This window comes from Symploca atlantica LB2515, from assembly GCF_052546295.1.
This window is the reverse complement of record NZ_JBQWMT010000001.1, coordinates 777,303-802,893: the sequence shown is the minus strand read 5'-3', so window position 1 is coordinate 802,893 and position 25,591 is coordinate 777,303. Positions and strand designations below refer to the sequence as shown.

23 protein-coding genes are annotated in these 25,591 nt (G+C 44.4%); 9 read left to right on the top strand and 14 right to left on the bottom strand.

What is annotated here, in order from left to right; genetic code table 11:
- Window positions 1-33 precede the first annotated feature (33 nt).
- The 5 genes from hsdR to ACT7WV_RS03435 all read right to left on the bottom strand — a co-directional run bounded on the left by hsdR (window position 34) and on the right by ACT7WV_RS03435 (window position 9,298).
- The gene (hsdR, locus tag ACT7WV_RS03455; RefSeq protein ID WP_445101557.1) at window positions 34-3,393 is read right to left on the bottom strand and encodes a type I restriction-modification system endonuclease; all 3,360 of its coding nucleotides are present in this window, start codon (window positions 3,391-3,393) and stop codon (window positions 34-36) included.
- Window positions 3,394-3,548: 155 nt separating this feature from the next.
- Entirely contained in the window at window positions 3,549-4,061 is a 513-nt protein-coding gene (locus ACT7WV_RS03450; protein ID WP_445101556.1) for a universal stress protein, read from the bottom strand.
- Window positions 4,062-4,269: 208 nt separating this feature from the next.
- The gene (carB, locus tag ACT7WV_RS03445) at window positions 4,270-7,515 is read right to left on the bottom strand and encodes a carbamoyl-phosphate synthase large subunit (RefSeq protein WP_445101555.1); all 3,246 of its coding nucleotides are present in this window, start codon (window positions 7,513-7,515) and stop codon (window positions 4,270-4,272) included.
- 187 nt (window positions 7,516-7,702) lie between these two features.
- Window positions 7,703-8,920: a (E)-4-hydroxy-3-methylbut-2-enyl-diphosphate synthase gene (ispG, locus tag ACT7WV_RS03440; protein WP_445101554.1), complete on the bottom strand. Its 1,218-nt coding sequence runs from the start codon at window positions 8,918-8,920 to the stop codon at window positions 7,703-7,705.
- A gap of 168 nt (window positions 8,921-9,088) precedes the next feature.
- Window positions 9,089-9,298 (bottom strand): hypothetical protein, encoded by a 210-nt coding sequence (locus ACT7WV_RS03435; RefSeq protein WP_445101553.1) that lies wholly within the window; start codon window positions 9,296-9,298, stop codon window positions 9,089-9,091.
- A gap of 400 nt (window positions 9,299-9,698) precedes the next feature.
- On the opposite strand from ACT7WV_RS03435, the gene ACT7WV_RS03430 reads away from it, so the two are divergent.
- From ACT7WV_RS03430 to ACT7WV_RS03420, 3 genes are all read left to right on the top strand, one after another.
- Window positions 9,699-9,857 carry a hypothetical protein gene (locus tag ACT7WV_RS03430; protein WP_445101552.1) on the top strand — a complete coding sequence of 53 codons (159 nt, stop codon included), beginning with the start codon at window positions 9,699-9,701 and terminating at the stop codon, window positions 9,855-9,857.
- Window positions 9,858-9,870: 13 nt separating this feature from the next.
- The gene (locus ACT7WV_RS03425; RefSeq protein ID WP_445101551.1) at window positions 9,871-10,497 is read left to right on the top strand and encodes a TenA family protein; all 627 of its coding nucleotides are present in this window, start codon (window positions 9,871-9,873) and stop codon (window positions 10,495-10,497) included.
- A gap of 406 nt (window positions 10,498-10,903) precedes the next feature.
- The gene (locus ACT7WV_RS03420) at window positions 10,904-11,044 is read left to right on the top strand and encodes an excalibur calcium-binding domain-containing protein (protein ID WP_445101550.1); all 141 of its coding nucleotides are present in this window, start codon (window positions 10,904-10,906) and stop codon (window positions 11,042-11,044) included.
- 771 nt (window positions 11,045-11,815) lie between these two features.
- On the opposite strand, the gene ACT7WV_RS03415 is transcribed toward ACT7WV_RS03420, so the two are convergent.
- Entirely contained in the window at window positions 11,816-11,962 is a 147-nt protein-coding gene (locus tag ACT7WV_RS03415; protein ID WP_445101549.1) for an isochorismate synthase, read from the bottom strand.
- Between the two features lie 257 nt (window positions 11,963-12,219).
- On the opposite strand from ACT7WV_RS03415, the gene ACT7WV_RS03410 reads away from it, so the two are divergent.
- A complete protein-coding gene (locus ACT7WV_RS03410; protein ID WP_445101548.1) occupies window positions 12,220-13,530 on the top strand; it encodes an HhoA/HhoB/HtrA family serine endopeptidase in 1,311 nt (436 codons plus the stop codon).
- A 112-nt stretch (window positions 13,531-13,642) separates the two neighbouring features.
- Here ACT7WV_RS03410 and ACT7WV_RS03405 read toward each other — a convergent pair whose 3' ends face one another.
- From ACT7WV_RS03405 to rlmN, 4 genes are all read right to left on the bottom strand, one after another.
- A complete protein-coding gene (locus ACT7WV_RS03405) occupies window positions 13,643-14,569 on the bottom strand; it encodes an Npun_R2821/Npun_R2822 family protein (RefSeq protein ID WP_445101547.1) in 927 nt (308 codons plus the stop codon).
- Window positions 14,566-15,570, bottom strand: a complete 1,005-nt coding sequence (locus tag ACT7WV_RS03400; protein ID WP_445101546.1) for an Npun_R2821/Npun_R2822 family protein — start codon at window positions 15,568-15,570, stop codon at window positions 14,566-14,568. The genes ACT7WV_RS03405 and ACT7WV_RS03400 overlap by 4 nt, the downstream gene beginning before the upstream one ends.
- Before the next feature lie 5 nt (window positions 15,571-15,575).
- Window positions 15,576-16,553 carry a glycosyltransferase family 10 domain-containing protein gene (locus ACT7WV_RS03395; RefSeq protein WP_445101545.1) on the bottom strand — a complete coding sequence of 326 codons (978 nt, stop codon included), beginning with the start codon at window positions 16,551-16,553 and terminating at the stop codon, window positions 15,576-15,578.
- A 121-nt stretch (window positions 16,554-16,674) separates the two neighbouring features.
- Entirely contained in the window at window positions 16,675-17,781 is a 1,107-nt protein-coding gene (rlmN, locus tag ACT7WV_RS03390; protein ID WP_445101544.1) for a dual-specificity RNA methyltransferase RlmN, read from the bottom strand.
- A gap of 246 nt (window positions 17,782-18,027) precedes the next feature.
- Here rlmN and ACT7WV_RS03385 point away from each other — a divergent pair, with 246 nt between their 5' ends.
- From ACT7WV_RS03385 to ACT7WV_RS03365, 5 genes are all read left to right on the top strand, one after another.
- The gene (locus tag ACT7WV_RS03385) at window positions 18,028-18,477 is read left to right on the top strand and encodes a DUF4332 domain-containing protein (protein WP_445101543.1); all 450 of its coding nucleotides are present in this window, start codon (window positions 18,028-18,030) and stop codon (window positions 18,475-18,477) included.
- Between the two features lie 146 nt (window positions 18,478-18,623).
- Window positions 18,624-19,505: a prolipoprotein diacylglyceryl transferase gene (lgt, locus tag ACT7WV_RS03380; RefSeq protein ID WP_445101542.1), complete on the top strand. Its 882-nt coding sequence runs from the start codon at window positions 18,624-18,626 to the stop codon at window positions 19,503-19,505.
- Between the two features lie 122 nt (window positions 19,506-19,627).
- Window positions 19,628-20,458, top strand: coding sequence for a precorrin-4 C(11)-methyltransferase (gene cobM, locus ACT7WV_RS03375; protein ID WP_445101541.1), 831 nt, complete (start codon window positions 19,628-19,630; stop codon window positions 20,456-20,458).
- A gap of 157 nt (window positions 20,459-20,615) precedes the next feature.
- The gene (locus tag ACT7WV_RS03370; RefSeq protein WP_445101540.1) at window positions 20,616-21,098 is read left to right on the top strand and encodes a flavin reductase family protein; all 483 of its coding nucleotides are present in this window, start codon (window positions 20,616-20,618) and stop codon (window positions 21,096-21,098) included.
- 118 nt (window positions 21,099-21,216) lie between these two features.
- The gene (locus tag ACT7WV_RS03365) at window positions 21,217-21,570 is read left to right on the top strand and encodes a phenylpyruvate tautomerase MIF-related protein (protein ID WP_445101539.1); all 354 of its coding nucleotides are present in this window, start codon (window positions 21,217-21,219) and stop codon (window positions 21,568-21,570) included.
- Between the two features lie 128 nt (window positions 21,571-21,698).
- Here ACT7WV_RS03365 and ACT7WV_RS03360 read toward each other — a convergent pair whose 3' ends face one another.
- From ACT7WV_RS03360 to ACT7WV_RS03345, 4 genes are all read right to left on the bottom strand, one after another.
- Window positions 21,699-22,496, bottom strand: a complete 798-nt coding sequence (locus ACT7WV_RS03360) for an NYN domain-containing protein (RefSeq protein ID WP_445101538.1) — start codon at window positions 22,494-22,496, stop codon at window positions 21,699-21,701.
- Window positions 22,497-23,092: 596 nt separating this feature from the next.
- Entirely contained in the window at window positions 23,093-23,548 is a 456-nt protein-coding gene (locus ACT7WV_RS03355; RefSeq protein ID WP_445101537.1) for a hypothetical protein, read from the bottom strand.
- Window positions 23,549-23,682: 134 nt separating this feature from the next.
- Window positions 23,683-23,985: a protealysin inhibitor emfourin gene (locus ACT7WV_RS03350; RefSeq protein ID WP_445101536.1), complete on the bottom strand. Its 303-nt coding sequence runs from the start codon at window positions 23,983-23,985 to the stop codon at window positions 23,683-23,685.
- Window positions 23,986-24,150: 165 nt separating this feature from the next.
- On the bottom strand, window positions 24,151-25,218 hold the full coding sequence (locus ACT7WV_RS03345) for a M4 family metallopeptidase (RefSeq protein ID WP_445101535.1): 1,068 nt from the start codon (window positions 25,216-25,218) through the stop codon (window positions 24,151-24,153).
- Window positions 25,219-25,591 lie beyond the last annotated feature (373 nt).

Here is a 25,591-nt window from a genome sequence, read left to right as displayed (position 1 = left end):
AGATGCTTCCCTGCGTTCAGCATGACATTCTTTCTAACCCACATCCTGCCAAAGCGCCTGATTAATTTCCTCTAAAATCGCCTCTAACTTCCCATCAAACGCCTTATTAATCCTATTAAACCCACCTTGCGCCTTAAACTGACCCCTCTCAAACGCTTCCCGATCTACAATAACCTCAACCTTCAATTGCTGTCCTATCCTCTCCAACCACTTCCGCTGGGGTACAGTCCAACTGCGACTTGCCAAAATTCTCTTCATCGCCTTATCCACCCGTTCCCCATAAGGAACCAACCCATCCCCCAACGCCGCCTGACGAATAAAGCCAATAATTGACGCGGCGATATCCTCATTCGTCATCTCCCGCCACGCCACTTGCAACTTAGTTTCCGAGAACCCCGACGCATCTAATAACAACCGTAATTCCTTTAATTGCCCCCTTGTCAACTCACGGGGACGCTGAGTTACCACCAACAGCGCCGGAATTTTATTTAAATTCTCTCGCAAAAACTGATCAAAACTCTCTAAATAATCCTGGGGACGTTCCGCCTCTCCATATCCCCGTTCCACCCGCCTCAACATATCCGGATGGCGAGAAATCAGCACCCTTTGCATTCCTCCATCCCGCCTATCTAACATTTCGGCAATCTCTCGCCTTTCTTGCAACCACTGCGCCGCCTCACTAGGACTCAATTCGCGCAAATGTTTAACCATCTCTTCTACAGGCATTTGGGCTAGAGTTTCTATTGCTTCTTTGTTATCCTCAGAAAGCGATCGCTTTTTCGGCTGCAACTTCGCCACAAACTCATTGATAATACTCTCAACTGCTGCCGACTCCTGTACCTTCCCCAACTCCTCAACCAACTGGCTAAAGGAAATATTCGGCTGTTTAACCACAGGTTTCATCTCCGATACCTGGGAAATAGCACTATAAACATCCACCGCATCAAAAACCCGAAAGACTTCTTTGCCAATCTCATCACAAAGACGAGTTGCCCTTCCTAACATCTGTTCATACAATATCCGAGAATTGACCCGCCGCAGAAACACCAAATTACAAATTTGAGGCACATCAATCCCCGTCGTCAATAAATCCACCGTCACCGCCACCTTAGGATTTACCTCATTTTTAAAGCGGCGAATTAACTCCAAAGGTTTATCAGCATTCCCCGTAATTTTGGCTACCGCATCATCCTCAACGCTGCCATACTGGTTTTGCCAAGCTTGTTTCATTTGGTCAACGACAATATCGGCATGATCTGTATTAACGCAGAAAATTAGGGTTTTTCCTGGTAATTCTGGGTCAATATCCCTAGCTAATTGTTCACAAACCACCCGATTAAAAGGTTCTGTCATCACCCGCCGATTAAACTGTTCCACCTCAAAGCGCACAGTATCCGGCGCGTGAACTAAATCTAATTTCCCTGTTTTCGGGTCAAAAAACTCCATTTCCTCCCCAGCATTCCAAGTAATCCCCTCTGCTGATAATTCTGTAATAATCCGATAAGGGGGTTCATGGTCAACCAACCAGCCGTCAATTACTGCTTCGGGATAGCTGTAGGTGTAAACAGGTTCGCCAAATATCTGGGTGGTATGTAGTGCAGGAGTTGCAGTTAAGCCAATTTTCACGGCATCAAAATAATCCAACACCCGCCGATATTTAGAGATATAATCATTAAAATCCCGGAATGTTAGTTCCGTCTCACTCAATTCTCGATCCAGTAAATACCCCCGATGGCATTCATCTACAACAATGCAATCATACTGGTCAACAGTGGGGATAGTTGTTTCATCGGTGGGATATAACAACCGTTTGACAAAGCTTTGCACCGTGGCGATATGAACTTTCGTCTCTGTCTCAATCTCCCGTTCCCCTAATTCCTTAAGCTCAAAAATATCGGCAAACCTCTGAAGACTCTCCAGGCGAGTATCCTTAAAAGCATTCGCCGCCTGTTCCCCTAACGCTGTTCTATCTACCAAAAACAGCACCCGCCGAAACCGCTTCGTTTTTAGTAACCGATAAACTAAAGCAATACAGGTTTTAGTTTTCCCCGTCCCCGTCGCCATAGCCAGTAAAATTTCCCGTTGGTCTTTTGAAAGTGCTGCTTCTACCTTCTGAATCGCTTTAATTTGATAGTCCCGCAACTGCAAATTATAGTTAAAATCTTCCTGGGCTAACTTCCGATGTGCCGCCTCAATATCCTGACTCAGCAACTCGATCAACCCTTGAGGGGAATACCAAGCAGGTAAAGGACGGCGCAAATTATCCGGGCGGCGCAAATCGCAAAACCAAATCCCGCTTTTGGTGCGTAACTGCTGTAAAAACTCCCGTCCGTTGGTGGCAAAAACAAACGGCACTTTAAATTCACCCCAAGGACTACCCTTGGCTAAGCTTTGATTACCCTTAATTTGATAGCCGCGACTATACCGTTTTGCTTGGTCAATATCCCCAGAAACATCCTTACTTTGACGCTTCGCCTCTACTACCGCCACCACCTGCAACCCCACAAATAAGGCATAATCTGCCCTTCCGTTAGCGGTGGGATATTCGGCGATAGCTAAATTCTTTCCCTTTTGCGGACAAATTCCCTTATAATAATTAAGTTGCTCGGAGTCTGCCTCCCAGCCAGCCGCCCGTAACTGCACATCAATTAAACGGCGCGTTTCCCTCTCATCTAAAACAATTTCACTCCCTGCCTGCTGCACCCGACGGCGGGTTTCGGCAACAGTTTCGGAAGATTGATTAACAGCAACTGCTTGTAACTGTTCGAGGCGTTGTAATGCCTCCACTTCCCTAGCTTCTGCTTCTTGCAATAACTCTTCAGCCAACTGCCGCAATTGGGCCTCTTCTTGAGCAGCAGCTTGGGAAATTTCTATTGCCGAACGGCTTTCTTGGGCTTCTACTCGTAATTTATCTAACTCCTGTTTGAGAGTATCGGTTTCATCAACGGGGTTAGATGGTGGGATAAACGCACCTGCTTTAAAATTAGGGTCACGACCAAAACTTTTATGAAACCAAATCCCCAACTGTCGGGCATATTTGAGGTTACTCAATGCCGTGCGATGATTACCGGATAAGTCGTGGTTGGCATCATTGCCAGCAATGCGGAGTTCTTGAAAAAGTCGGTATACTTCACCGGGAAGATAGCCTCTATCTCGCAGACGGCGCAACAAATCAATTTGGCGTTCTGTTTCCTCTGCCTCGTAGAGTCCCCCAGAGGCGGCGACTAATTGCGCCAACAGTTCCCCAAACTGCCGTAATTTCATTAAACAAGTAATGGGGTCAGTGGCAAAATACTGTTCTGCCAGGGTTGCCAAACGGACTAACTGGGGTTCGTGAACAGCTAAAAAGGCAAAATTGGGTGATTTGAGTGAGTTGGCTTCTCGTGCTGTCATGCGTCTGGCTCCTCGCTGTGCTTGTCGAACGCCTGATGAACTAGATTCATCACATCATCTAGTTGTTCCAGAGAGGAAAAGCCAAACATCACAGACAAGGAATTTGGTTTTCGAGCTGTTTGCTCTCCTGTGTAAACTCTATAGCTTGATAAGGTTTAAAGGTTACGATACTGTTGGATTAACTGATTAACCCCTTGAATCACTAAAACCGAGCAAGGCGCGTGATGGACGACATAATTACTGACACTCCCCAGTAAAATTTCTGTTATACCCTCACGACCTCGACGACCAATAACAATTAAATCCGCGCCCCAGCTTTGGGCTACTTCACAAATCTTGACGCCTGGGTCATTCACCTGGCAATCTAATTCCGCAGCAACGCCCTGAGTTGTTGCCTGTTGGCAATAGGTTTGTAGCCAGTCTCTGCTTGCTTCAATTTCTTGTTGCAGTTGTTGTTGTTTTTGCTGCTGCAAACTGCCATACAAGTTGACGTCGCCTAGGGTGCCAATACCAAGAAAAGACCCGGTCGGCACCGGAGTTTCCTGAGTAACACAGTGAAGCAACCTGAGATTACTTTCTTGTTTTTGAGCAAGTTCTAAGGCTTGAGAAAAAACTGCTGCTGCTTGGGATGAGCGATCAATCGCTACCAAAATTTTGTTGAATACCATGATTTCTCCCTCCTTTGGGAGGCTCTGTTACCATGATATGCCTTTAAGGAGGCAGGGAGCAGGGGAAGTCCCCCCAAGCAGGGTTTTCTCCACAAAGGACTATTTTTCACTCCAACTGGATTGTCAATAATTGCGAAATCCTTTAGCGAGATTGTTCACTTACATTCACAATGACAATTCATACCCTGATTCAACAACGCCAAGAAGTCTAATAAATATAGTCTTGCAAAGCCTTCACACCCAGTGGTTCCGACTGCAAGGAACGAATTGCTGCTGCTGTCGCTTTAGCACCAGCAATGGTGGTAATGATGGGAATTTTGTAAGACAAAGCCGTGCGACGAATTAAACGACCATCGGCTTGGGCGTCTTCCCCAGAAGGTGTGTTGATAATTAGCTGAATTTGCTTATTCTTAATCGCATCCAAAACGTGGGGACGCCCTTCATGGAGTTTGAGTACTAACTCTACATCCAGTCCCTGGTCTTTGAGTGTCTGACGTGTACCCTCAGTGGCGATAACTTGGAAACCCAAATCTATTAAGTTTTTCACCACTGGTACTACACCGGGTTTATCGCGGTCACTCATCGAGACGAACACGGTGCCTGACAAGGGTAAATCCTGCTTGGCTGCTAATTCTGCTTTGGCAAACGCTTTACCAAATTCTGTGTCAATTCCCATCACCTCACCAGTAGAGCGCATTTCTGGGCCGAGGATGGTGTCTGTACCAGCAAATTTATCAAAAGGCAAAACGGCTTCTTTAACGGAAATGTGTTGGGGTTTTGCCTCTTCCGTGAAACCGAGACTTTCGAGAGTCTGCCCGGACATGACCCGAGAGGCTAAACCTGCTAGTGGTACACCTGTTGCCTTAGATACATAGGGAATTGTACGTGATGCCCGTGGATTGGCTTCCAGGATATAAACCGTCTCTCCCTGAACGGCAAACTGAATATTCATCAATCCCAAAACACCGAGGGATTGTGCTAGTTGGTGAGTCCAAGTGCGGATCTTTTCCACGGCTGCTGGAGCCAGGGAGGTGTAAGGTAAGGAACAGGCTGAGTCACCGGAGTGAATTCCGGCTTGTTCGATGTGTTCCATGATGCCGCCAATCACTACTTTGCCAGTGTGGTCAGCGATCGCATCTACATCCACTTCGATCGCATTCTCTAAAAACTTATCGATCAAAATGGGATGTTCTGGCTCTACTTGTACCGCAAACTTCATGTAGCGTTCCAAGTCAAAGTCAGAATAGACAATCTCCATTGCCCTTCCCCCTAGGACATAGGAAGGGCGCACCACTACGGGGTAGCTAATGCGCTGGGCTATTTCTAGGGCTTCTCCGTAACTCCTAGCAATACCATTGGCTGGTTGCTTGATGTCGAGTTTGCGTAAAATCTTGTCAAAGCGTTCCCGGTCTTCGGCGATATCAATCGAATCGGGAGAAGTGCCCCAAATTTTGGTGGGTATTGCTTGTTGGACTTCTGGACGGTTCAAGAATTCTTGTAAAGGAACCGCCAGTTTTAGGGGCGTCTGACCACCAAACTGAATAATGATGCCTTCCGGTTTTTCGGCTTCAATGATGTTGAGGACATCTTCTTTGGTCAGTGGTTCAAAATAAAGGCGATCGCTTGTGTCATAATCTGTCGAGACGGTTTCCGGGTTGGAGTTGACCATGATTGTCTCAAACCCGTCTTTGCTAAGGGCAAAAGCTGCGTGACAGCAGCAGTAGTCAAACTCAATCCCTTGCCCGATGCGGTTGGGGCCGCCGCCTAAAATCATCACCTTCCGCTTATCGGAAGGCATTACTTCTGACTCTTCCTCGTAAGTTGAGTAGTAGTAGGGTGTAAATGCCTCAAACTCTGCTGCACAGGTGTCCACTACTTTATAGACTGGTACAATACCCTTGGCTTGGCGATAGGCGCGCACCTTGTCTTCTGTCGTTTTGGTGGCAAAGGCAATTTGGTGGTCACTAAACCCTTGTCGCTTGATTTCCCACAACTGCTCTTTAGTTAGTTTCTCTAAGGAAGCGCGTTTGAGGAATTTTTCCGTTTCTAGTAATTCCTCTAACTTATCTAAAAACCAGGGGTCAATTCCGGTAAGTTCGTAAACTTCTTCTACCGTCATGCCCAGTTGCAAAGCGTGACGCACTGTAAAGATACGTTCTGGGTTAGGGGTTCTTAAACCTGAGCGTACTTGTTCTAAGGATGGTAATTTTTCTTGGCGATCGCAACCCCAACCAAAACGACCTGTTTCTAGGGAACGCAGGGCTTTTTGAAATGATTCGGCAAAGGTACGGCCAATCGCCATCGCTTCCCCGACTGACTTCATCTGCGTGGTTAGTACTGGTTCGGCACCGGGAAACTTCTCAAAGGCAAACCGGGGAACTTTGGTAACTACGTAGTCAATTGTCGGTTCAAAGGATGCTGGTGTTTTCTTGGTAATATCGTTGGGAATTTCATCTAGAGTAAAACCGACAGCCAACTTGGCGGCTATCTTGGCAATGGGGAAACCAGTCGCCTTCGATGCCAGGGCGGAACTACGAGAAACACGGGGGTTCATCTCAATCACAATCAGATCGCCAGTGAGGGGATTGATGGCAAACTGAATATTAGAACCGCCCGTTTCTACGCCAATTTCGCGGATAATTTTAATTGAGGCATCCCGCAGCCGCTGATATTCTTTATCTGTCAGGGTTTGAGCTGGGGCAACGGTGATTGAGTCTCCGGTATGGACACCCATCGGGTCAATGTTTTCAATGGAGCAGATAATTACTACGTTATCTGCCAAATCTCGCATTACTTCTAGCTCAAATTCTTTCCAGCCGAGGAGTGACTTTTCTACTAGAATTTGAGTTACTGGCGAGGCATCCAAGCCTACCTGTGCCATTTCTTCGTACTCTTCCTGGTTGTAGGCGATGCCACCACCAGAACCACCCATGGTAAAGGCGGGTCGAATAATTAAAGGATATTGCCCAATTTGTTCGGCGATCGCTCTTGCTTCATCTAGATTATTGACAATTCCAGAAGGGCAGACTCCTACGCCAATTTTTTCCATCGCTTCTTTGAACAGTTGGCGGTCTTCTGCCTTCTCAATTGCCGGCAGTTTTGCCCCAATCAGTTCAACGCCGTACTTTTCGAGTACCCCACTCTTGGCTAAGTCTACTGCCAGATTCAGGGCCGTCTGACCACCCATGGTCGGCAGTAGGGCGTCGGGTCGCTCTTTTTCGATGACCTTCTCCACAATTTCCGGTGTTAGTGGCTCAATGTAGGTACGGTCAGCGGTTTCTGGATCGGTCATGATACTGGCGGGATTGGAGTTCACCAGTACTACTTCGTATCCTTCTTCCCGGAGGGCTTTGCAAGCTTGGGTGCCGGAATAGTCAAACTCACAGGCCTGTCCGATGATGATCGGGCCAGAACCCAAGAGGAGAATTTTGTGGAGGTCGTCGCGGCGGGGCATATTCGTTTGTCTATTCGCTGACAGTTATTGAGACCAGATTATTTTAAAGGTTCTTCTTCAATGATTGCCGTCTAATTTGTTTTAGTTTTATGACTTTAGCTCCTGCTTCGGAAGAACCACTGTTTTTGTTTCTCCCTCGGCTAAACTTTTAATTATACCAAGGGAGGAACTCAATTGCCCAGAAGTTTTAAGGTTCTACCCAGCGATCATCCGCCTTAATTAAATTAATCAGTTCCTCAACTCCTTGGCTTTCCGGCACTTTTTTGATTTCTTCTCGACCACGATACAGGGAGATATAACCAGGCTGCTTACCTACATAACCGTAGTCTGCATCTGCCATTTCTCCTGGTCCGTTAACAATGCAACCCATAACCGCTATGTCTAATCCGGTTAAGTGTTTTGTTGCTTCCCGGACTTCGTGGAGCACTTCTTCTAAGTTAAACAGCGTACGACCACAGGAAGGACAGGCGACGTATTCCACCATAGTCTTCCGCAGTCCTAAAGCTTGCAGAATGCTGTAGCAGACAGGAATTTCCTTTTCTGGTGCTTCTGTGAGCGAGACCCGAATGGTATCGCCAATACCTTCCGCCAAAAGGGTGCCAATGCCAGCGGTGGACTTAATGCGACCATACTCGCCATCACCAGCTTCTGTGACACCTAAATGCAGGGGGTAATCCATCCCTAATTCATCCATGCGCTTAGCCATCAGGCGATAAGCCGCCAACATCACGGGAACTCGTGAGGCTTTTAGGGAAATTACAATGTTGCGGAAGCTTAAGGATTCACAAATGCGAATGAATTCCAGGGCAGATTCTACCATACCTTCTGGTGTGTCACCGTAGGTAAAGAGCATCCGTTCAGCAAGGGAACCGTGATTGACACCAATTCGCATTGCCTTTCCCTGATCTCGCAGCGAAATGACTAAAGGTTCCAAGGTTTCGCGGATTTTTTTCCCGATTTCCTCAAATTCGGCTTGGGTGTATTCGTTGCGGTCAGATTTTGGCTTTTCAAAGACATACAATCCGGGATTAATCCGCACTTTATCGACATGTTTGGCAACTTCCAGGGCAATTTTCATGCCGTTGTGGTGGACATCAGCCACCAGGGGTACGGTTTGGTAAGTTGCAGCTAATTTTTCTTTAATTTCTGCCAAAGCTTTGGCGTGAGCCATGCTAGGCACAGTAACACGGACAATCTCGCAGCCAATCTCATGCAAACGACGAATCCCGGCAACGGAGCCAGCGATATCTAAGGTGTCTTCATTAATCATTGACTGTACCACCACGGGATGACCACCGCCGATGGTAACGTTGCCAACCTTCACTGGACGAGTTTTGCGCCGATGGATGGTGGTGTCAATTTCTGGTGGTTTGGGCGCAGTTTGAGGGGTCGGAAGAGTTTGCATATATATTGCTTGCTGGCTGATGTCTGTCTGTATAGATATGTTTCCTCATTCTCTCAGATTGTTACAGTGATGAAAATTCTCCACTGCAACCTGCAATCTGCCAACGGATATTTGTCTAACTCTACTGTCTAAATGCGATCGCATCTGAGCAAACTAAAGTGATACTACTTATGTATCTTCAGGAAAGTCAGGAATAATCCACTTTGGTGGTTCCGTGAGTTTCTTCATTCGCGCTCTCTCGGCAATTTCCAGCATTTTATCCAGGGAAGTCTCTCCTATGAAGTTAGACGCTTCGGCAGCATATTCTTTGTGGGGGCATTTGTCACCCAGAATGCAGCCGTTGACGCAGGCTTCAGCGCAGTTCACGTTTGTCTCCACAGTGTCCTCTCTCCTCTAATGTTCTCCATGACAAGCCAAGTGCTTTTCTTTGATTTTTGACGGAAGGCACTGATTATTGAAATCTTTCTTTACAAATTGTAAGACTAGCTAGCTAATTAAGCAGTATTTCACTGCTTAAGCTGTCACGCATTTAAGTAAATTAGCTATAAGTAGCGACCAAGATAGTCGCACGACAAGGATTTAGCAATCTATTGACAATAAAGTTTAACAGCTCACTAGCAAAAGAAGAGCTTACCTGTCTATGAGCGATATCACTTAGCTTCTAGATAATTCTCACCAGTAATCATCAGCTTCTATCACCTGTCACTCGAAAGAAATGGGAGATATTGATAGTATCGGCTCTTAAGTATCAATTGAGTTGTGATTGGAGGAACGCGCGATGCTCGAAAAACTACTACTGGCCATCACCGTAACCTTCTCGGTCTATATCTCTGCCGGGGTTAGTGAGACTAACCCAAATCCGATGTCTTCAGCAGTGCAATCGCCAGTTATTCCTGCTCAGGCTGTGAGTTCAGTGGCGATAAAAAGCAATAATTAACTGCACAAAAATTATGACACTTAGCACAGACTTATGGAACTCTAATCAAGATCTAGCACAAGTCTGTTTGCAACATCCTTTTGTACAAGGCATCGCTACTGGTAATCTTGAGAGTGCCAAGTTTTCCTACTACGTTGGTCAAGATGCTTTTTTCCTAGAAGCCTTTGCTCGTGCCTACAGTATTACCGCAGCTAAGGCTCCCGACTGGGAAGCTTTTAAGACATTTCATACCCTAGCAGCAGGCGTTTTGCAAGAACTAAAACTCCACAAAAGTTATGCCGCTAAATGGGGAGTAGACTTGCATCAAATAGAACCAGCATCAGCAACGCGTCGTTACACAGATTTCTTAATGGCAACTGCTTGGGGTAGCGATGTTGGTTTAATCACTGTGGCGATGACACCATGTATGCGTCTTTATCGCTTTTTGGGTCAACAACTAGGTGAGAATGGCATTCCGGAACACCAATATGCAGAGTGGATTCGCACCTATAGCGATCAAGAATTTGAGCAGTTGACTCAGCAACTAGAGAGTTTAATAGACAAGTACACTAACCTTACTGCATCTGTAAAATCCAGCTATCGCTATGCCCTGTTGTGTGAGCGAGACTTCTTTGAGACGGCGTGGACAACTAAGTTTTAAGCAAAACTACATAGGTAAATAAGTGGACAAAAATCAACCTACTGTCAAATATTTATTCTCATATTTAAAAAAATAAATGTTTGCTAGCTTCTACCTAAAGCTAAAATAGAGGACAATCTAGTAATCCTCGATTAATTGTGAGAACTGCATATTTTAGCTCTATGCATCTCTTGTTAATCGGTGGTTAATTTTCTCATTAATTATTGAGATACGAATACTATTTCCTAGTCTTCCTTATTGGAAAATCACATAGAATTGCTATAGTCTTTAATTATTTACTTAATTCGGTGATCATGGGGGCGATATGAAACTCGATCAATCGATTATCTTTAGGATTATTCTTATTGGATGTCTAACAAGGATATTTGCTTTAAGATCTACACAGGCAAATAATTTCCCAGACTGTGTGAGTAGAGGCGATTGCAATTGCCAAGACTTTGCCACTCAAGAGGATGCCCAACGAGTATTAGATGCCTTTGAGGGCGATCGCTATGACTTAGATCGAGATAACGACGGTATCGCCTGTGAGTCGGGATTTCCTCAATAGACCTCTTGCAAAAGTCTAATAATTCTCAAGGTCATGCTGAGCGGAATGCAGTGGAGTGAAGCATCTCGCGAGATGTTTCGCGTTGCTCAACATGACATTTAAGCATTTATGCAAGAGGTCTAATCTACTAGTCCAGAGACACCACCGCCACCGATTGCTAGTCCAGAGACACCACCGCCACCAATTGCTAGTCCAGAGACACCACCGCCACCAATTGCTAGTCCAGAGACACCACCGCCACCAATTGCTAGTCCAGAGACACCACCGCCACCAATTGCTAGTCCAGAGACACCACCGCCACCAATTGCGGATAGTTCGCCAGTTAGTGAATCTGCTGACTCGATTAAGGCCTTTTGGTAATAGATCCAATATGATAATTATGAGTCTTGGCAAAGACGCAGAAAGCTTAGTTCTACCCTTGCTAATCTGACTGAGTGTGTAAGCCCTGCTTTTTTAGCTTCTGATTGGGTAAAATCTGGTATTTTGTGGTGACACGACGGACAAAACTAGTAAATTTTTTGTTGGTAGATGTGGCGCAACAATCGATTTGAGTAGCAACGACAATTATTGATGGTGTTCATGGCAATTAATTCTGTTATTACATCAGTAAGCCGTTGCTCAATCCTGCAATCTTGTCGCGCAGTTATACGGCTTGTGTGTTGCTAATAGTTTTGAATAACTTTTACTGTTCTTTATTGCTAATCTTTTGAAGAGGTTGCGCCGACCACGTGACTTCCTAAGTCAACGTGGTCATTGTTCTATGATTGAGGTTTACTTGTGTCGGCTCTCTTTCCAGGGTTCACCATCAAAAGGCTGGATACCTGTCAATGGATAAGTATCATGATTGGGACTAAACAGTTCTAAAGCAGCTTCGGCGATATATTCTAAGGTTTTTTCTAAACCAAAGTTAATAGACATCGCTATATTCCTCTGTTGTGAAAGATGTTGTTACTTTAGGCTCCCCTTGTGTCAGTCTTGTATCAGAGTTGTGATAATTGTGTGTCGATAAGTTTTTTCAATAGCTCTCTTTTTTCCTGAACGTGGCTCGATACCCCTTGGCGAAAAATCTTTATCAGATTGCCATCTCTCTGCAATATGAGTGACACAAGGAGTTACTAAATTAAATAGTGTCAGCTCTAAGTAAGACATAATTGCAACACGGTGAGGTGCTAACAATGAAAACTGAACCTCGTGAGTTCAACAACAATCAAGGGGAATCGAGCGATACTTTCTTCAGTGCTTGGAACTCCAAAGCTAATAAATCTAAGCGTTCTACTTGGCAAAAGCCTGCTAGTTATCTGTCGCTAGTGTTACTAGGCGCTGGTATTGCCACTACAGGAACCTACCTAGCCTGGAATCCACAGTCTCCGTTATCGGCTCAAGCTATTGCTCAAACTTCTCAAGGGTCAAGCAACTCAGTACAGCCAAGGCCATTCCTAGAAGCTTTAGCGACTCAAGACCCCAACTTTATCAGTAATGTGGTGCAACAAGTCGGCCCAGCAGTAGTCAGGATTGATGCTTCTCGCACGGTGACAAGTAAAGTCCCAGATGCTTTCAATGATCCTTTCTTCCGGCAATTTTTTGGCTCGCAGCTTCCCACACAGCCCAGAGAGGAGATTGTGCGGGGGGTAGGTTCTGGCTTTATTGTCGGTGCTGACGGCCGCATTATTACCAATGCTCACGTTGTAGATGGTGCTGATACTGTGAAAGTAACCCTCAAGGATGGTCGCACCTTTGATGGTAAGGTTTTAGGGAAAGACCCAGTAACCGATGTGGCAGTGGTCAAAATTGAAGCCAATAATCTGCCAACTGTTACCTTGAGTGATTCTAATCAAATCCAGCCTGGAGAATGGGCGATCGCAATTGGCAATCCTTTGGGTTTAGACAATACAGTAACCTCTGGTATTATCAGTGCAACAGGGCGCTCTAGCTCTCAAGTGGGTGTTCCCGATAAAAGGGTGGACTTCATTCAAACCGACGCAGCGATTAACCCTGGCAACTCTGGTGGTCCTCTGTTGAATGAACGCGGGGAAGTAATTGGTATGAATACTGCGATCATTCAAGGAGCTCAGGGACTCGGTTTTGCAATCCCGATCAATAGTGTTCAACGAATTGCCGACCAGATTGTGGCTAATGGTAAAGTAGAACACCCCTATCTCGGCATTCAAATGGTGAAGCTCACACCTGAGATAAAACAAAGCCTCAACAATAACCCCAACAGTGGCTTGAGTGTAGACGAAGATCAGGGTATTTTAGTTGTTAAGGTAATGCCCAATTCTCCCGCTGCTGAGGCTGGTTTGCGAGCTGGGGATGTGATCCATACAATCAATAATCAGTCGGTTACAGATGCCAATCAAGTACAGGAAGCAGTAGAAAACAGTCGCGTTGGTAGTGAATTAAATGTCGGAGTGCGACGCAATGGACAAGATTTAAATATGGTGGCGCGCTCAAGTGCATTTCCTACCCAAAATCAGCAAGAATCTTAAGAAGCCTAAATTTATAGCAGTTTTCCAGTTATCTACCAAGGAAACTTTAGGGGCAAAAGGCTGTTTTCCTCTAAGGTTACCTGTATTTCGCTAAAAGGCAAGCTGCTATCAATTACTCACTGCCGAGAGTACGCTTAACCTTAGCCCTAATTCTCTGCCAAAGTCTTTGATCTTGTTGAGTTAGTAATTTGTCAGAGGGTAAGGGTTCATTGAGGTAGCGATAATGTTTCCAGATATCCCAGTAAGGACACCCAGGCTGAATGCGAATGCCTGCCCAGTGTAGATATTCTAAGGGTTGATTAACCTTGGGATCGATAATTTGACTTCCTTGTCTTTGGAAATGTTTGCTACCTGCCCAACTTCCCGGTGCTCCACCTGCTCTTCTGACAAGATTAAAGCGACGTGGTATGTGTTTGAGAATTGTATAGTTGATAATGGGTTGGTCTGAAGTTTTTTGGGAAAAGTCAAAATATTCGGGGTGAGACGCACACTCAGCAAAACTTTTGTATAAAGTTTCTTCAGAAATAAGTTGTTTTTTAGAACCCCAAAAGCCTCCGTTGAATATATCTCCAAGTTCATCTAGAGTAAAGACATTATCTTCGATAACTCTAGAGGTAAAAACATTAGTAATTCCTCCTTTGTGTTGATAGTCATAACAAATAAAATCGTAATTATTGAGATAATTAATCGTTGCGGCGATGGCGATTTGGTTAAAAACAACAATATCAGTATCAATGTAGATAAACTGCTCAAAGGGGCCAAACCAGCAGGCTTGTTTGCGAAATTGATTTGGTCTAGCAAAAAAGCCCTCGCCAAAAATTTCATATAACTGATGAGAGAGACGGTCGATAAATTGTAAGTCTTGGTAGATTTCTACTCCATAATAAGTTGTTGATATCTGGGCTACTGCTTGATAGTTATCATCGTAAGGAATTAAAATAATCGGGGTATCAGCATCATAGAGGCGGATGCTCTTAAGCAGAGCGATTGCTTGGTCAATTACCCGGTCATTAGCAGTAATATAAATGCCGCGACTCATGACTGATGTAATCCTAATTTGTGTAATACTCTTGTGAGCAGGCTAGGAGGAGCATTGTAGGGTTTTGGCTTACCCTGGAACTTAGGTTGCTTCTCTGGTTCTCGTAGATAGCGATAGTGTAAGAAAAGGTCACGATAAGGGAAACCAATATTTCTGCCTTGGCAAACTTCCTGAAAAATCAAGGAGTTTAAACCGATATAATGCAAATAAGTTAAGCGGTTACCTTTATCAAATAAAACATGATTACGGTTCTCAAAATGTGGAGAGGTTACAGAATTTCCGGTTCTCTGGTTTTCAGGTAAATTTAAAGCAAAGTTATAGACAGGAATACCAGACCGCATAATTAGATAGTTGAGAACCGACTGATTGGGAGCAGACATATACAAAATATCTGCTTCCCCCTGGTTTAAATGAGAAATTAGCAGTTCTCTTTGTTTTTCTGGCAATAAGCCTCGCTTAGCCCCATAGAAGCCAGCACAAAAAATTTCTGACTGAAGACGCGACTGCTCAAATATATCATTTAATTTAGAAGATTGAAGATTATAAATATGGCTGGGGTCTTTAAACTGGAAGTCATAGACAACAAAATCACTATTGTTGAGTTGTTTAAAAATAAACTCAAGGGAATTGAAAACTAGTACATCAGCATCAAAGTAGATAAACTTTTCAAAAGGGCTATCGGGATCGAAGGCACAGTAACGGCGATTCATTCCTAGGCGATATACTCCTTGAATTCCCCGCGCTTGCCAAGTTGTTAAAGCCGTTGGATGGGTTTGCCAAATTTGAGCAGAAAACTTTTCCCAACGAGCAAAGATGGCTGAATCTTCTAGAAGGGTGACATTGCTTCTAGTTGCAATTTCTTGGCGTATTTTTTCTAATTTATCATCATAGGCAATTACGCAAACTGGAATATTTTCAGTATTAATTTCTATACTATTGAGCAATGCTACGAGTTGGTCATAAACAACATCGTTAGCTACTGTGTAAATACCATTTGTCATATAATTTATCCAATTTTATCAACTAAATTAGATAAGAAATTTAATAAATTTAGCTTGTGTAATATTATCTGACGTGCTTCTGCGATCGCACTTTTAGCTTCGTGCCAAGCATCAGGTGTGGCAATCACCTCTTTAATATAAGCTAAACCCTTTTCATCCTGGCTTGGTAGTCTAATAAAGCTTCCTGGCGGCAATAATTGATCAGCAGCAGCACCGCCATAGTAAATTGGCAAACACCAGGCTAATAAGGCATCCCAAAGTTTTTCAGTAACATACCAATCACTTTGATGATAATTCTCAATCGCTAGATTATAGTAATAAGGAGCCATCGCATGCCATTTACTAGTAACTTGCCCGTAGCCACCAGCCCAGTCAGGTAAACCACGTCCATAAAGGTCGAATTCTAAGTTACCCTCCCTTAACAGTTTCAGGAAAGCTAAACGCTGACGATGATTAGCAGTGCGAGCAATTCCTGAGGTAATCCAACTGCAAAACCTCTGCTTTTCTGGTGGTTGCATCTCCTGCAAATCTCGGAATGAATTAGCAAGATACCAGATAGCAGGCATATAGTCAGGAATTGGAGCAAATTCATCGGGCCCAGAAACATAGCCACAGTATGCCTTAGCCTGTTGATATTGCTCAATTCTTTGTTGTTGTTTTTCCTCAAAAGGTGGCTCCCGCACCAGAAAAATTATGCGTTCTTGAGGGACTCCCCGCAATCTAAGTTTTATATCTATTTCTCTATTATCTGGTTGTTTTATCAGCTTATCTAATAAGTTTGAGAAGCGACTTTCGGGAGATTTTAAGCTAGGAAATTCATGAAAATTGTATAGCAGTAAAAAATCTGGCTGCGGGTTTGGTGCTAGCATTTGGATGTTGTGCCAAACTCCAAATGCATCTGGTGTTTGCTTCCAAAGCCAATCTAGGGGACTGGGATTTAGTCCTCCATAGCTACTCACCATACCCACAGTCTTTTTGCTCATTTATTCACTTCCTTGAGCATTCCTCAATGATTGATCAGAAAAATTAACCACAGATGCACAAGAAATCAAACATTACAGTTTTCACAATTCATCTAAGATTGCTATTGCTGACTATTTACAGTTAAGAGATGGGAGTATTGTTTGATGCTCTCAGTTGTCCACAGGCGGCGTCTTTTTCTAAGCCACGAGAACGACGCACACTAACAGCAATGTGTTGCTTTTCTAGGACATCAACAAAGTCTTGTATCCTGCTAGAAGTGGGACGTTGATAATCAACTTCGTTAATCGGGTTATAGGGAATCAAATTAACATGACTTTGAAAACCTCGCAGGTGTTCTGCCAACTCAGCAGCATGTTCTGGAAGGTCATTAAGTTCGGCTAAAAGGATATACTCAAAACTGACGCGACGACCTGTTAAATTAACGTATTCCCGACAATCTTCTAATAAAGCTTCTAAGGAGTAGTGCTTGGCACTAGGAATCAGTTGTTCCCGCAGTTGCTGATTTGAGGCATGAAGACTGACAGCAAAGGTAGCTTGTAGTTGATATTGAGCCAATTCGCGGATACGCTGGGGAATGCCCACAGTTGAGATAGTTTGCGATCGCATACCAATCCCCACATCCTGATTAATTGATTTGACAGCAGCAACCACAGTATCCAAATTGAGCAATGGCTCTCCCATACCCATGAATACTACATTGCTGACTCGCTGACCAAAGTCTTCCTGAACGGTGAGAACCTGATCAACAATTTCGTGACGTGCTAAGTTGCGCGTGAATCCACCCTTACCAGTGGCACAAAAGTCACAAGCCATGGGACACCCTACTTGCGAGGAGACGCAAACCGTGAGGCGTTTAGCAGTGGGAATGCCAACGGTTTCGATAATTTGACCATCTGCTAGTTGCAAGAGATACTTGACAGTACCATCTGGGGCTTCGAGGCGATAGTCTAGGTTAGAGCGACCAATCGGGACATCTTCTAGGGCTTCTCGCCACTTTTTCGGGAAAACCGAAATTTCACCTAAGCATCGCGCCCCTTGTTGATAAATCCAGCCGTGTAACTGACGCCCCCGATAAGCTGGTTGTCCCTGCTGTTGCACCCACGTGGTTAACTCCGTTACAGAAGCGCCCAACAGGGGAGGTATTGGGATTATTGATGATTTAGTTGTCGCTGTTGAGGAATTTGGCTTGAAAGAGGTTCCCGAAGAAATACTCTGTATAGGGGACATAATCAATTATTTAGAGGATGCTCTATTTGAATCGTAGTGCGACTCGCCTTTCCCTGCGAAAATCATCAGTTAGGTATCATATTTTTGGCGTTGCCTAGTTGCGCGATGATTAGGGATTTTCGGTGATTCCTTTCCCCCTTGTTTCCCTTGTCCTTGATTCATCCGCTGATTGTGGAACGCTATTTTTTGATCAAACTGATGTTGTACCGTGATTAGCAAAATTGTCCTGCAAAAAAGAAATTAGTAATGGCACACTACATCAAAGAAATTGAAGGAATCGGCTCAACCTATGCTAGCAAGTTAGCAGAAGTTGGCATTACCACCGTTGAGGCGCTCCGGGAAAAGGGTGCATCTCCAGAAAGTATACAGGAGCTAGTACAAGCCACAGAAATCGATGAGGCAAGAATTATTAAGTGGATCAACATGGCTAATCTCTTCCAAATTAATGGTGTGGGAGAGGAATATTCTGAACTACTGCTAGCTGCGGGAATAGAGTCAGTTGAGCAACTAAGTAATAGTGTGTCTGAACTACTCTACGCCAAAATGGTGGCTCTTAATGAGAACAAGCATCTAGTGCGGCAAACTCCAGGATTAAGCCAAGTAGAAGATTGGATTAATCAGTCAAAGGCGATGCAGGAGAACCCTCAACAAGATCTCTCAAACGAGACAGAATGGTCTGTAGAGTGGTCTGATTAGCTTTCAATTAAAAATTCGTCCTCCCCTGTCTTCCCTGTCTCTTACCGCGAAACGTCCTAGACAAGGGGGGTACAAGGGCAACCTAAAATTAAACAGAAGCTCCAATCGCCCTCTATAAAGAGAAAGAGAATTCGATGCTGCACGCAATGTCCTCTCTCATCCTGGCGTTTCAATTCGCTTCTCCAGGACCAATTCTGTTCCAACTCGGGCCTGTTGCCATTCGCTGGTATGGCCTTTTAATTGCCTCGGCAGTGTTAATCGGAGTCAGTCTTTCTATGTACCTGGCAAGGCGGCGTAACGTCAACCCAGATTTCTTGGCTGATTTGGCAATCTGGCTGGTACTGGCGGCAATTCCCTGTGCCAGAATTTACTATGTTTTGTTTCAGTGGGAAGAATATGCCCAGCGCCCTGAAGACATTATCGCTATTTGGAAAGGTGGCATTGCCATTCATGGTGCCATCTTAGGAGGGGTTTTGGCTGCCATAGTTTTTGCTCGCCTGAAAAACATATCTGTCTGGCTACTGGCAGACTTGGTAGCTCCTTCTCTAATTTTAGGTCAGGCAATTGGACGCTGGGGTAATTTCTTCAACTCTGAAGCCTTTGGGCGTCCTAGCAATTTACCCTGGAAACTCTACATCCCTTTACGGCAGCGCCCTCTAGAATATATTAATTTTGAGTACTTCCATCCCACCTTTCTTTACGAATCCCTGTGGAACTTGTTGGTTTTTGGGTTACTCGTAACTTTGTTCTTCCGTGATTTACGAGGTAAACCGCGTCTGAAGGTAGGAACGTTGGCTTTAGTTTACATGGTGGGTTATAGTGCTGGCCGAGTCTGGATTGAAGGATTCCGCACTGATAGCCTAATGCTAGGGCCATTACGCATCGCTCAAGTTGTCAGTTTAGTGGAGATAACTTTGGGAGTTGCTGGTTTAGTTTGGCTATATCTAGCTAATCGCTCCTTGCCAGATGTAGTCCCGGCTGAAAATCAGCGGTGGGATCGTATCTCTGCTTCCCAGAGGAACAATTAAAGAAAAGAAAAAGCCCCAGAGTTAAACTCTAGGGTTGAACCAGGGTGCATCTACCATTTCTTTATTCCTTGAACGCTCAGCTAATCCGGAAAAGTTTCCTTAATTGCTCCCATTCTTTGTCTATGTCTCACTCAGCTGAACTTACCCAAGTGGAAAATTCGCTCTCTCCCTTAGCTCCAGCAGTCTACATTATCGGTGCTGGCCCTGGAGATCCAGATTTGTTAACCGTTAAGGCATTAAAAATTCTTCAACAGGCAGATGTCATTGTCTTAGCTGATTCCCTCGTACCCCAGCAGATCTTGCAAGATATCCGTCTTGAGGCAGAAGTTGTTTGCACCAGCAACAAAACCCTAGAAGAGATTCTGCCACTGATGATTGACAGAGTGCGATCGCATCAGTCTGTGGTTCGCCTACATTCCGGGGATTTGAGCCTATACAGTGCGATTCATGAGCAAATGCAGGCACTGGCAGCAGCCGGGGTTCCTTTTGAAGTCATCCCAGGAATCAGTGCCTTTCAAGCAGCAGCAGCCAAACTCAAGGTTGAGCTCACAGTGCCGGGATTAGTACAAACAATTATCCTCACTCGTGTCAGTGGCCGCGCTTCTGCGGTGCCACCCTCGGAAGAATTGGCATCTTTAGCAGCACATCAAGCTAGTCTTTGCCTCTACCTGAGTGCTCTTCATGTGAGAGCAGCGCAAGAAAAACTCTTAGAACATTACCCTGCTGATACACCCGTAGCAGTCTGCTTCCGCATTGGTTGGCCTGATGAAAAAATCTGCTTGGTTCCCTTAGAACAAATGGCAGCAGTAACTCAAGAGGAGCGTCTACTGAGGACAACCCTGTATTTGATTAGTCCGGCGCTGAAAACAGCTTTGGTAAATGAGAGTACTAGTGCAGCCCGTTCACAACTCTACCACCCTGAGCACTCCCATTTGTTTCGTCCTTCTCGCTAGAAGGGAGACAAGGGGGGATTTCGAGTTGGGGAACCCTGCAAGATAGGAATGCGGTTGTCCACTACGACTCTTTAAGCTTCTAACCTGGGGTGAATCAAAGATTTCCATAAACATTGGTAAACTGATGCGGTAGGTAAGGAATTAGGGAGAGGCACCTTTGCTAGACGAACAAGCAAAAAAAACAATGTTGCGCAAGATTCCCCACGGTCTTTATATTTGTGGGGTGAAAGACGGTGAAGAAATGAACGGCTTCACTGTTAGTTGGTTAATGCAATCTTCTTTCAAGCCCCCACTGGTAATAAATTGCGTTAATAAAGAATCTGGCTCCCACGAAATTATTAAAAAGAGTGGGGTGTTTGCCGTCAGCTTTCTGGATAGTGGGCAAAAAGATACGGCCGCTAAATTTTTTAAGCCTCAGAGTCGTGTGGGCAATAAGTTTGCCGATGTGGAGTTTTACCAGGGAGAAGCTACGGGTTGTCCGATTATTACCGATTCTCTAGGCTACATAGAATGCAAGGTTGTGGGCACAGTCGCAGAAGGTGACCACACGATCTATGTTGGTGAAGTTATTAGCTCAGGTGTTCACCGTGATGGTCAGCAACTGATTCTAGAAGACACAGGCTGGCAATACGGCGGCTAGAGAGGTGCACGATATGTGGCAGGATCTGGCTAATTGCCAACTCGATTGCCAATCCCTGGCACCTACTCCCTAAAACCAAAATCTTTTGCAGTCAGTGGTGAGATTTTAGACTATAACTATGCCTCTAATTAAAGTGCAAACTTCGGTTGATGCTCCAGAGTCGGCGGCGGTTGAAGGGATGCTCAAAACTCTTTCAGCTAAGCTAGCGCAGCACCTAGGTAAGCCGGAATCCTATGTGATGACTGCCTTTGAGCCAGGTGTTGCTATGACCTTTGCTGGCACGCTGGATCCCGTCTGCTACGTGGAAGTGAAAAGCATTGGCAGTATGAACTCAGGGCAAACTAAAGCCATGAGTCAAGACTTTTGCCAAGTGATTCAGGAAAAGTTGGGTGTACCCGTTAATCGGACTTACATTGAGTTTGCTGATGCTAAAGGTGCGATGTGGGGCTGGAACAGCTCGACGTTTGGCTGATACCTTACGGTTGCTCAAATAAAATAGACCTCTTGTCTTCGCAGCTTAATCAGAGATGTGCGTAAACACTAGCCCCGAAATGGGGTTCTCTTGTCTTGTTGCAAGAGGTCTATTGCTGAAGGCCTAAGTCAACGGGCTGACTTCAATTTAATGTGTAGTTCACGGGCAAGAGGATTATTTTTATGGGGTGTTTCTCTAACCTCAAATAGACCAACAGTTCTCATTAAATTTCCCAGTTTCGAGTATCCATAATTTCTGGTATCAAATGAGGGAGAAAGCTTTGTAAGTTGTGCGCCTAGTGTTCCCAAGCTAGCCCATCCATCCTCACCTGCGATCGCTTGATAAGCATTTTTAAGTAGCTTAACTAATTGTTTATTCTTTTGTAGAATTTTAGACTCATCGGCTTTTTTGTCATCTACTAGACGATTAGTAGATAGATTAATTTCCTCGTCTTCTGGTTCTTCTAAAATTTCTGTATAAATAAACTTATCGCAAGCAACTACAAAAGATTCAGGAGTTTTTTGCTCGCCAAAGCCATAGACAACTAAGCCATCTTCTCGAATTCGCGAGGCTAAACGAGTAAAGTCACTATCACTGGATACAATACAAAATCCATCGAAATTTTCTGTATACAGTAAATCCATCGCATCAATAATTAATGCACTATCCGTTGCATTTTTGCCAGTTGTGTAATTAAACTGTTGAATTGGTTGTATGGCTAATTTATTCAGTTTCTCTTTCCAGCAATTCAATTGGTTCTTTGTCCAGTCTCCATAAATGCGTTTGACGTTAGCAGTTCCGTATTTAGCTATCTCTCTCAGTAAAAGCTCAATTAAATTAGGATTAGCATTATCAGCATCAATTAAAATTGCTAATTTTGTCGATTTATTGTTAGTGTTTACTCCCATTCGTCTTCTCGCACTCATCTTGAGCGGTCTTGTTCACAAGAGCTAACCCAAAATCACTACATGGTAAAGTTTTCCCTAAAATATTTCTTCTTGCGGCATCAACTCTTACCTGAGAAAAAATCTCCTCCAATCCTCTTGATAGCTGTAGTCTCTCGCTGTCAATCCCAAGCTGTATGACTGCCATAAAGCATACTGTCATATTCAAGGGAGTAGGACGTTTAATATTCAGCTCAGCAACGAGCAGGGTAAAAGTGCTTCAAAAGACTAGCTCCACTGATTCTAACTAAACAAGCGCTGCCTAGTACACAGTGTACTTACGGATTTTGGAAAACTTGTGAAAAAAAAAGAGAGCCACGAACGCGACTCTCTCGATCATCAGGGTGCATCTACTAGTTAAATTATACACACCGGGGTGGGGGGTGTCACCCACTAACGCAAAAAAATATTTGTGCAGTTCTTTAAGTTGACGCTCTTTGCCGGAAAAGAGTCTGGTACTTAGATATCTGCCGTATTTAGCAGCTTAGCTTTTGCAAGATGCTAAATACGGCAGATAACAAAGCTGAACAGCCGATTGTCATCCCGTGAAGACAGAAAGCTGTTTGCCCTTACTCCTGCTAAATTTGGGAAACTGCTAAAGTAGCAATGTAGTGCAAAGTCTCTTTTGACTGAGTTGACATAGGGTAAGGCACCACATTAATTAACTGGATGGAATGCCCCTCAACGTTTGCCACTGCCAAATCTTCCTGTCCGGCTTTCAGAGTCAGAGGAAAAACACCTAGACTTTGACCATCACTGATTACACTAATGGTGGCTGTGACCTGACCTGCCCAAATGCATTGCACATCAGAAGGACACCTGGAATCTTCTATATTTAATAATTTAATTTCCAGACTTGCTGGTTCTAGAAAGAGTGATTCATCAACCCTCAGAGGGAACTGATTACCACCCGTAGTAACTGGGTGTCCTGATTGAGAACAGCCTTGAACTTGAGCTTTTGCCATTGACTGACTAACCAGAATAGTCAGTAAAACCACAAAAATTCCATAAAATATTCTTTTAACTGTCGTCATTCAATTTTTCTAGATAGAGGATTAATTAACAGGTATTTCTACTCGCCTAGATGAGGAACAGTATCAGCTTTAATCGATAAATCCTCCAAAACTACTAAGGTCTTGGAGAAGTTATCGGCAAGTTGAATTATCCTTTATTTTCGCTTTTCGTATTTAGCCAGTTGGGCAACACAATCAACTAACGCTTTAAGCTGACCAGGAACACTAGACCGACTCAGGTGAAGCTGATGCGAGCGCCCTTGCGATTCAACCGTGATCGAGTAGAGTTCTTGATCGGGCATGGTCTGACTAATCGGCTGAGGCACATCAAAGAATGAAGACTGATTCACCAACGATTTTAGCCGATCAGCTTCGTCAGTGGCGATTTGCTCAGTATCAATCTCGATGGACTTGGCTAGTCCTGCAAAACCACCAGTCTGTCGAAATTTAATTTTCATGCTACCTTGCTCCAGCCAGCTACTGAGGGCAAATAGACTTGGGAGAGTAATTAGCTATCTCCTCAGTACAACGATAGCGATAAATTACTCAGTTGTGAATGATTCCAACTAAAAACTGGGCTAAGTGGGAATCTAGTTGCTTTTTGTTGAAAAAAGTTTTCCTTGCTAGAGGACTTTTACCTCTTTCCAAGCTTTAGTAACTGCCTGTTCTTCCAAACTACCAGAGCCAAATACCTCACGGGAAACTTCAATAGTCGCTCGGGCTGCTCGTGAAAAGTTGGCATCTTGACGGAGTTTATCAGATAAAGTGCGATACCAAATTAAGCCGGCTTTTTCCCAGGCCTTGCCACCAAGTTCCAGCGCCGCTAGATAGAAGGCATAATTGGGAATTCCTGAGTTAATATGAACACCACCGCCATCTTCCCAAGGTGGTAAAGTGCGATAATCATCCATCGTTGCTGGCTGCGGATCATCGCCGATTATCGGGTGATTTTTATAGGCTGTACCTGGTGCTTTCATGGAGCGTAGCGCGTATTGCTCCCCAACCAAAACGTTGGCTCCAATCAGCCAGTCGGCTTCCTTGGCTTCCTGGTTGAGTTTTTTCTGCTTGACTAAGGAACCGAACACGTCTGAAAATGACTCGTTGAGCGCCCCACTTTGATAGGAATAAACTAGATTTGCTTCAAACTGAGTTACGCCGTGGGTGAGTTCGTGGGCAATAATATCTAGATCAATGGTGAATCGACTAAAAAGCTCTCCATCTCCGTCACCGTAGACCATCTGCTCGCCATTCCAAAAGGCGTTGTTGAAATTTTTGCCGTAATGTACGGTTTGATCGATGATCATTCCAGCATCATCGATGGAATTGCGCCCGTACTCCTCCATGTAAAAATCCCAGGTTGCTCCTGCCGCGTCGTAAGCTTCGTCAACAGTCACATCTCCTGTGGGCGGATCATCTTCACCGCGAACTAACACTCCCGGTAGTGTTTCTCCCTGTTTGGCATCATAAACGTGGCGAATTTTTTCAAAAGAATGAGCATCAGTACCAGTAGCTAATATTTCCCACAGATACTTGGGTCGCTGTTGGATGATCGTTCGTTGGCTTCGGAAATAATAAGATTGTTTGAGGATTCTATATGCTTGATTGCGGAGTTGCTCACTTCCATTTTCTACCACCTTTTCTAGCATGTAGGGTGGGACTATACACAGTATCGGATTATGTGTATTACACATGGCAATTATCTCCTAGTTGTCAGGTCAATAAGTAAACTCCTCGGCAAGTTACACTTTTTGCTAAATCTAGAGCTAATAACTCATCAAAATAACTTGCTGTTAAGAGTATTTTTCTGATTACTTCTCGGCGTGATTTTCTCCCTGATGACAATTAGATCAAGTAGGTAGGTAAAAAACAAAAATAATTTGTAGTGGCGGGTGAGAAGCACAAGATGTTGCTGCTGCTAGTTTCTCACTGCCAAGCAGACCTTACCGGGTGACATTTTTTGACGTCTACCTACTTACTACTCCATGGGATAATGGTAGGTCAACTTGGTGAAATTTTATGTCTTAACTTTGCCCAATATTATTATACAAGTGCAATTCCCCAGGA

Bases quoted from the DNA above. Each gene is read 5' to 3' on its own strand.
- ACT7WV_RS03450 (WP_445101556.1), bottom strand. From the start codon at position 4,061: ATGGTATTCAACAAAATTTTGGTAGCGATTGATCGCTCATCCCAAGCA.
- ACT7WV_RS03410 (WP_445101548.1), top strand. From the start codon at position 12,220: ATGAAAACTGAACCTCGTGAGTTCAACAACAATCAAGGGGAATCGAGC.
- ACT7WV_RS03425 (WP_445101551.1), top strand. From the start codon at position 9,871: ATGACACTTAGCACAGACTTATGGAACTCTAATCAAGATCTAGCACAA.
- ispG (WP_445101554.1), bottom strand. From the start codon at position 8,920: ATGCAAACTCTTCCGACCCCTCAAACTGCGCCCAAACCACCAGAAATT.
- ACT7WV_RS03430 (WP_445101552.1), top strand. From the start codon at position 9,699: ATGCTCGAAAAACTACTACTGGCCATCACCGTAACCTTCTCGGTCTAT.
- ACT7WV_RS03345 (WP_445101535.1), bottom strand. From the start codon at position 25,218: ATGTGTAATACACATAATCCGATACTGTGTATAGTCCCACCCTACATG.
- ACT7WV_RS03355 (WP_445101537.1), bottom strand. From the start codon at position 23,548: ATGACGACAGTTAAAAGAATATTTTATGGAATTTTTGTGGTTTTACTG.
- ACT7WV_RS03360 (WP_445101538.1), bottom strand. From the start codon at position 22,496: ATGAGTGCGAGAAGACGAATGGGAGTAAACACTAACAATAAATCGACA.
- ACT7WV_RS03385 (WP_445101543.1), top strand. From the start codon at position 18,028: ATGGCACACTACATCAAAGAAATTGAAGGAATCGGCTCAACCTATGCT.
- ACT7WV_RS03395 (WP_445101545.1), bottom strand. From the start codon at position 16,553: ATGAGCAAAAAGACTGTGGGTATGGTGAGTAGCTATGGAGGACTAAAT.
- ACT7WV_RS03405 (WP_445101547.1), bottom strand. From the start codon at position 14,569: ATGAGTCGCGGCATTTATATTACTGCTAATGACCGGGTAATTGACCAA.
- ACT7WV_RS03350 (WP_445101536.1), bottom strand. From the start codon at position 23,985: ATGAAAATTAAATTTCGACAGACTGGTGGTTTTGCAGGACTAGCCAAG.
- ACT7WV_RS03400 (WP_445101546.1), bottom strand. From the start codon at position 15,570: ATGACAAATGGTATTTACACAGTAGCTAACGATGTTGTTTATGACCAA.
- lgt (WP_445101542.1), top strand. From the start codon at position 18,624: ATGTCCTCTCTCATCCTGGCGTTTCAATTCGCTTCTCCAGGACCAATT.
- carB (WP_445101555.1), bottom strand. From the start codon at position 7,515: ATGCCCCGCCGCGACGACCTCCACAAAATTCTCCTCTTGGGTTCTGGC.
- ACT7WV_RS03415 (WP_445101549.1), bottom strand. From the start codon at position 11,962: ATGTCTATTAACTTTGGTTTAGAAAAAACCTTAGAATATATCGCCGAA.
- rlmN (WP_445101544.1), bottom strand. From the start codon at position 17,781: ATGTCCCCTATACAGAGTATTTCTTCGGGAACCTCTTTCAAGCCAAAT.
- hsdR (WP_445101557.1), bottom strand. From the start codon at position 3,393: ATGACAGCACGAGAAGCCAACTCACTCAAATCACCCAATTTTGCCTTT.
- cobM (WP_445101541.1), top strand. From the start codon at position 19,628: ATGTCTCACTCAGCTGAACTTACCCAAGTGGAAAATTCGCTCTCTCCC.
- ACT7WV_RS03365 (WP_445101539.1), top strand. From the start codon at position 21,217: ATGCCTCTAATTAAAGTGCAAACTTCGGTTGATGCTCCAGAGTCGGCG.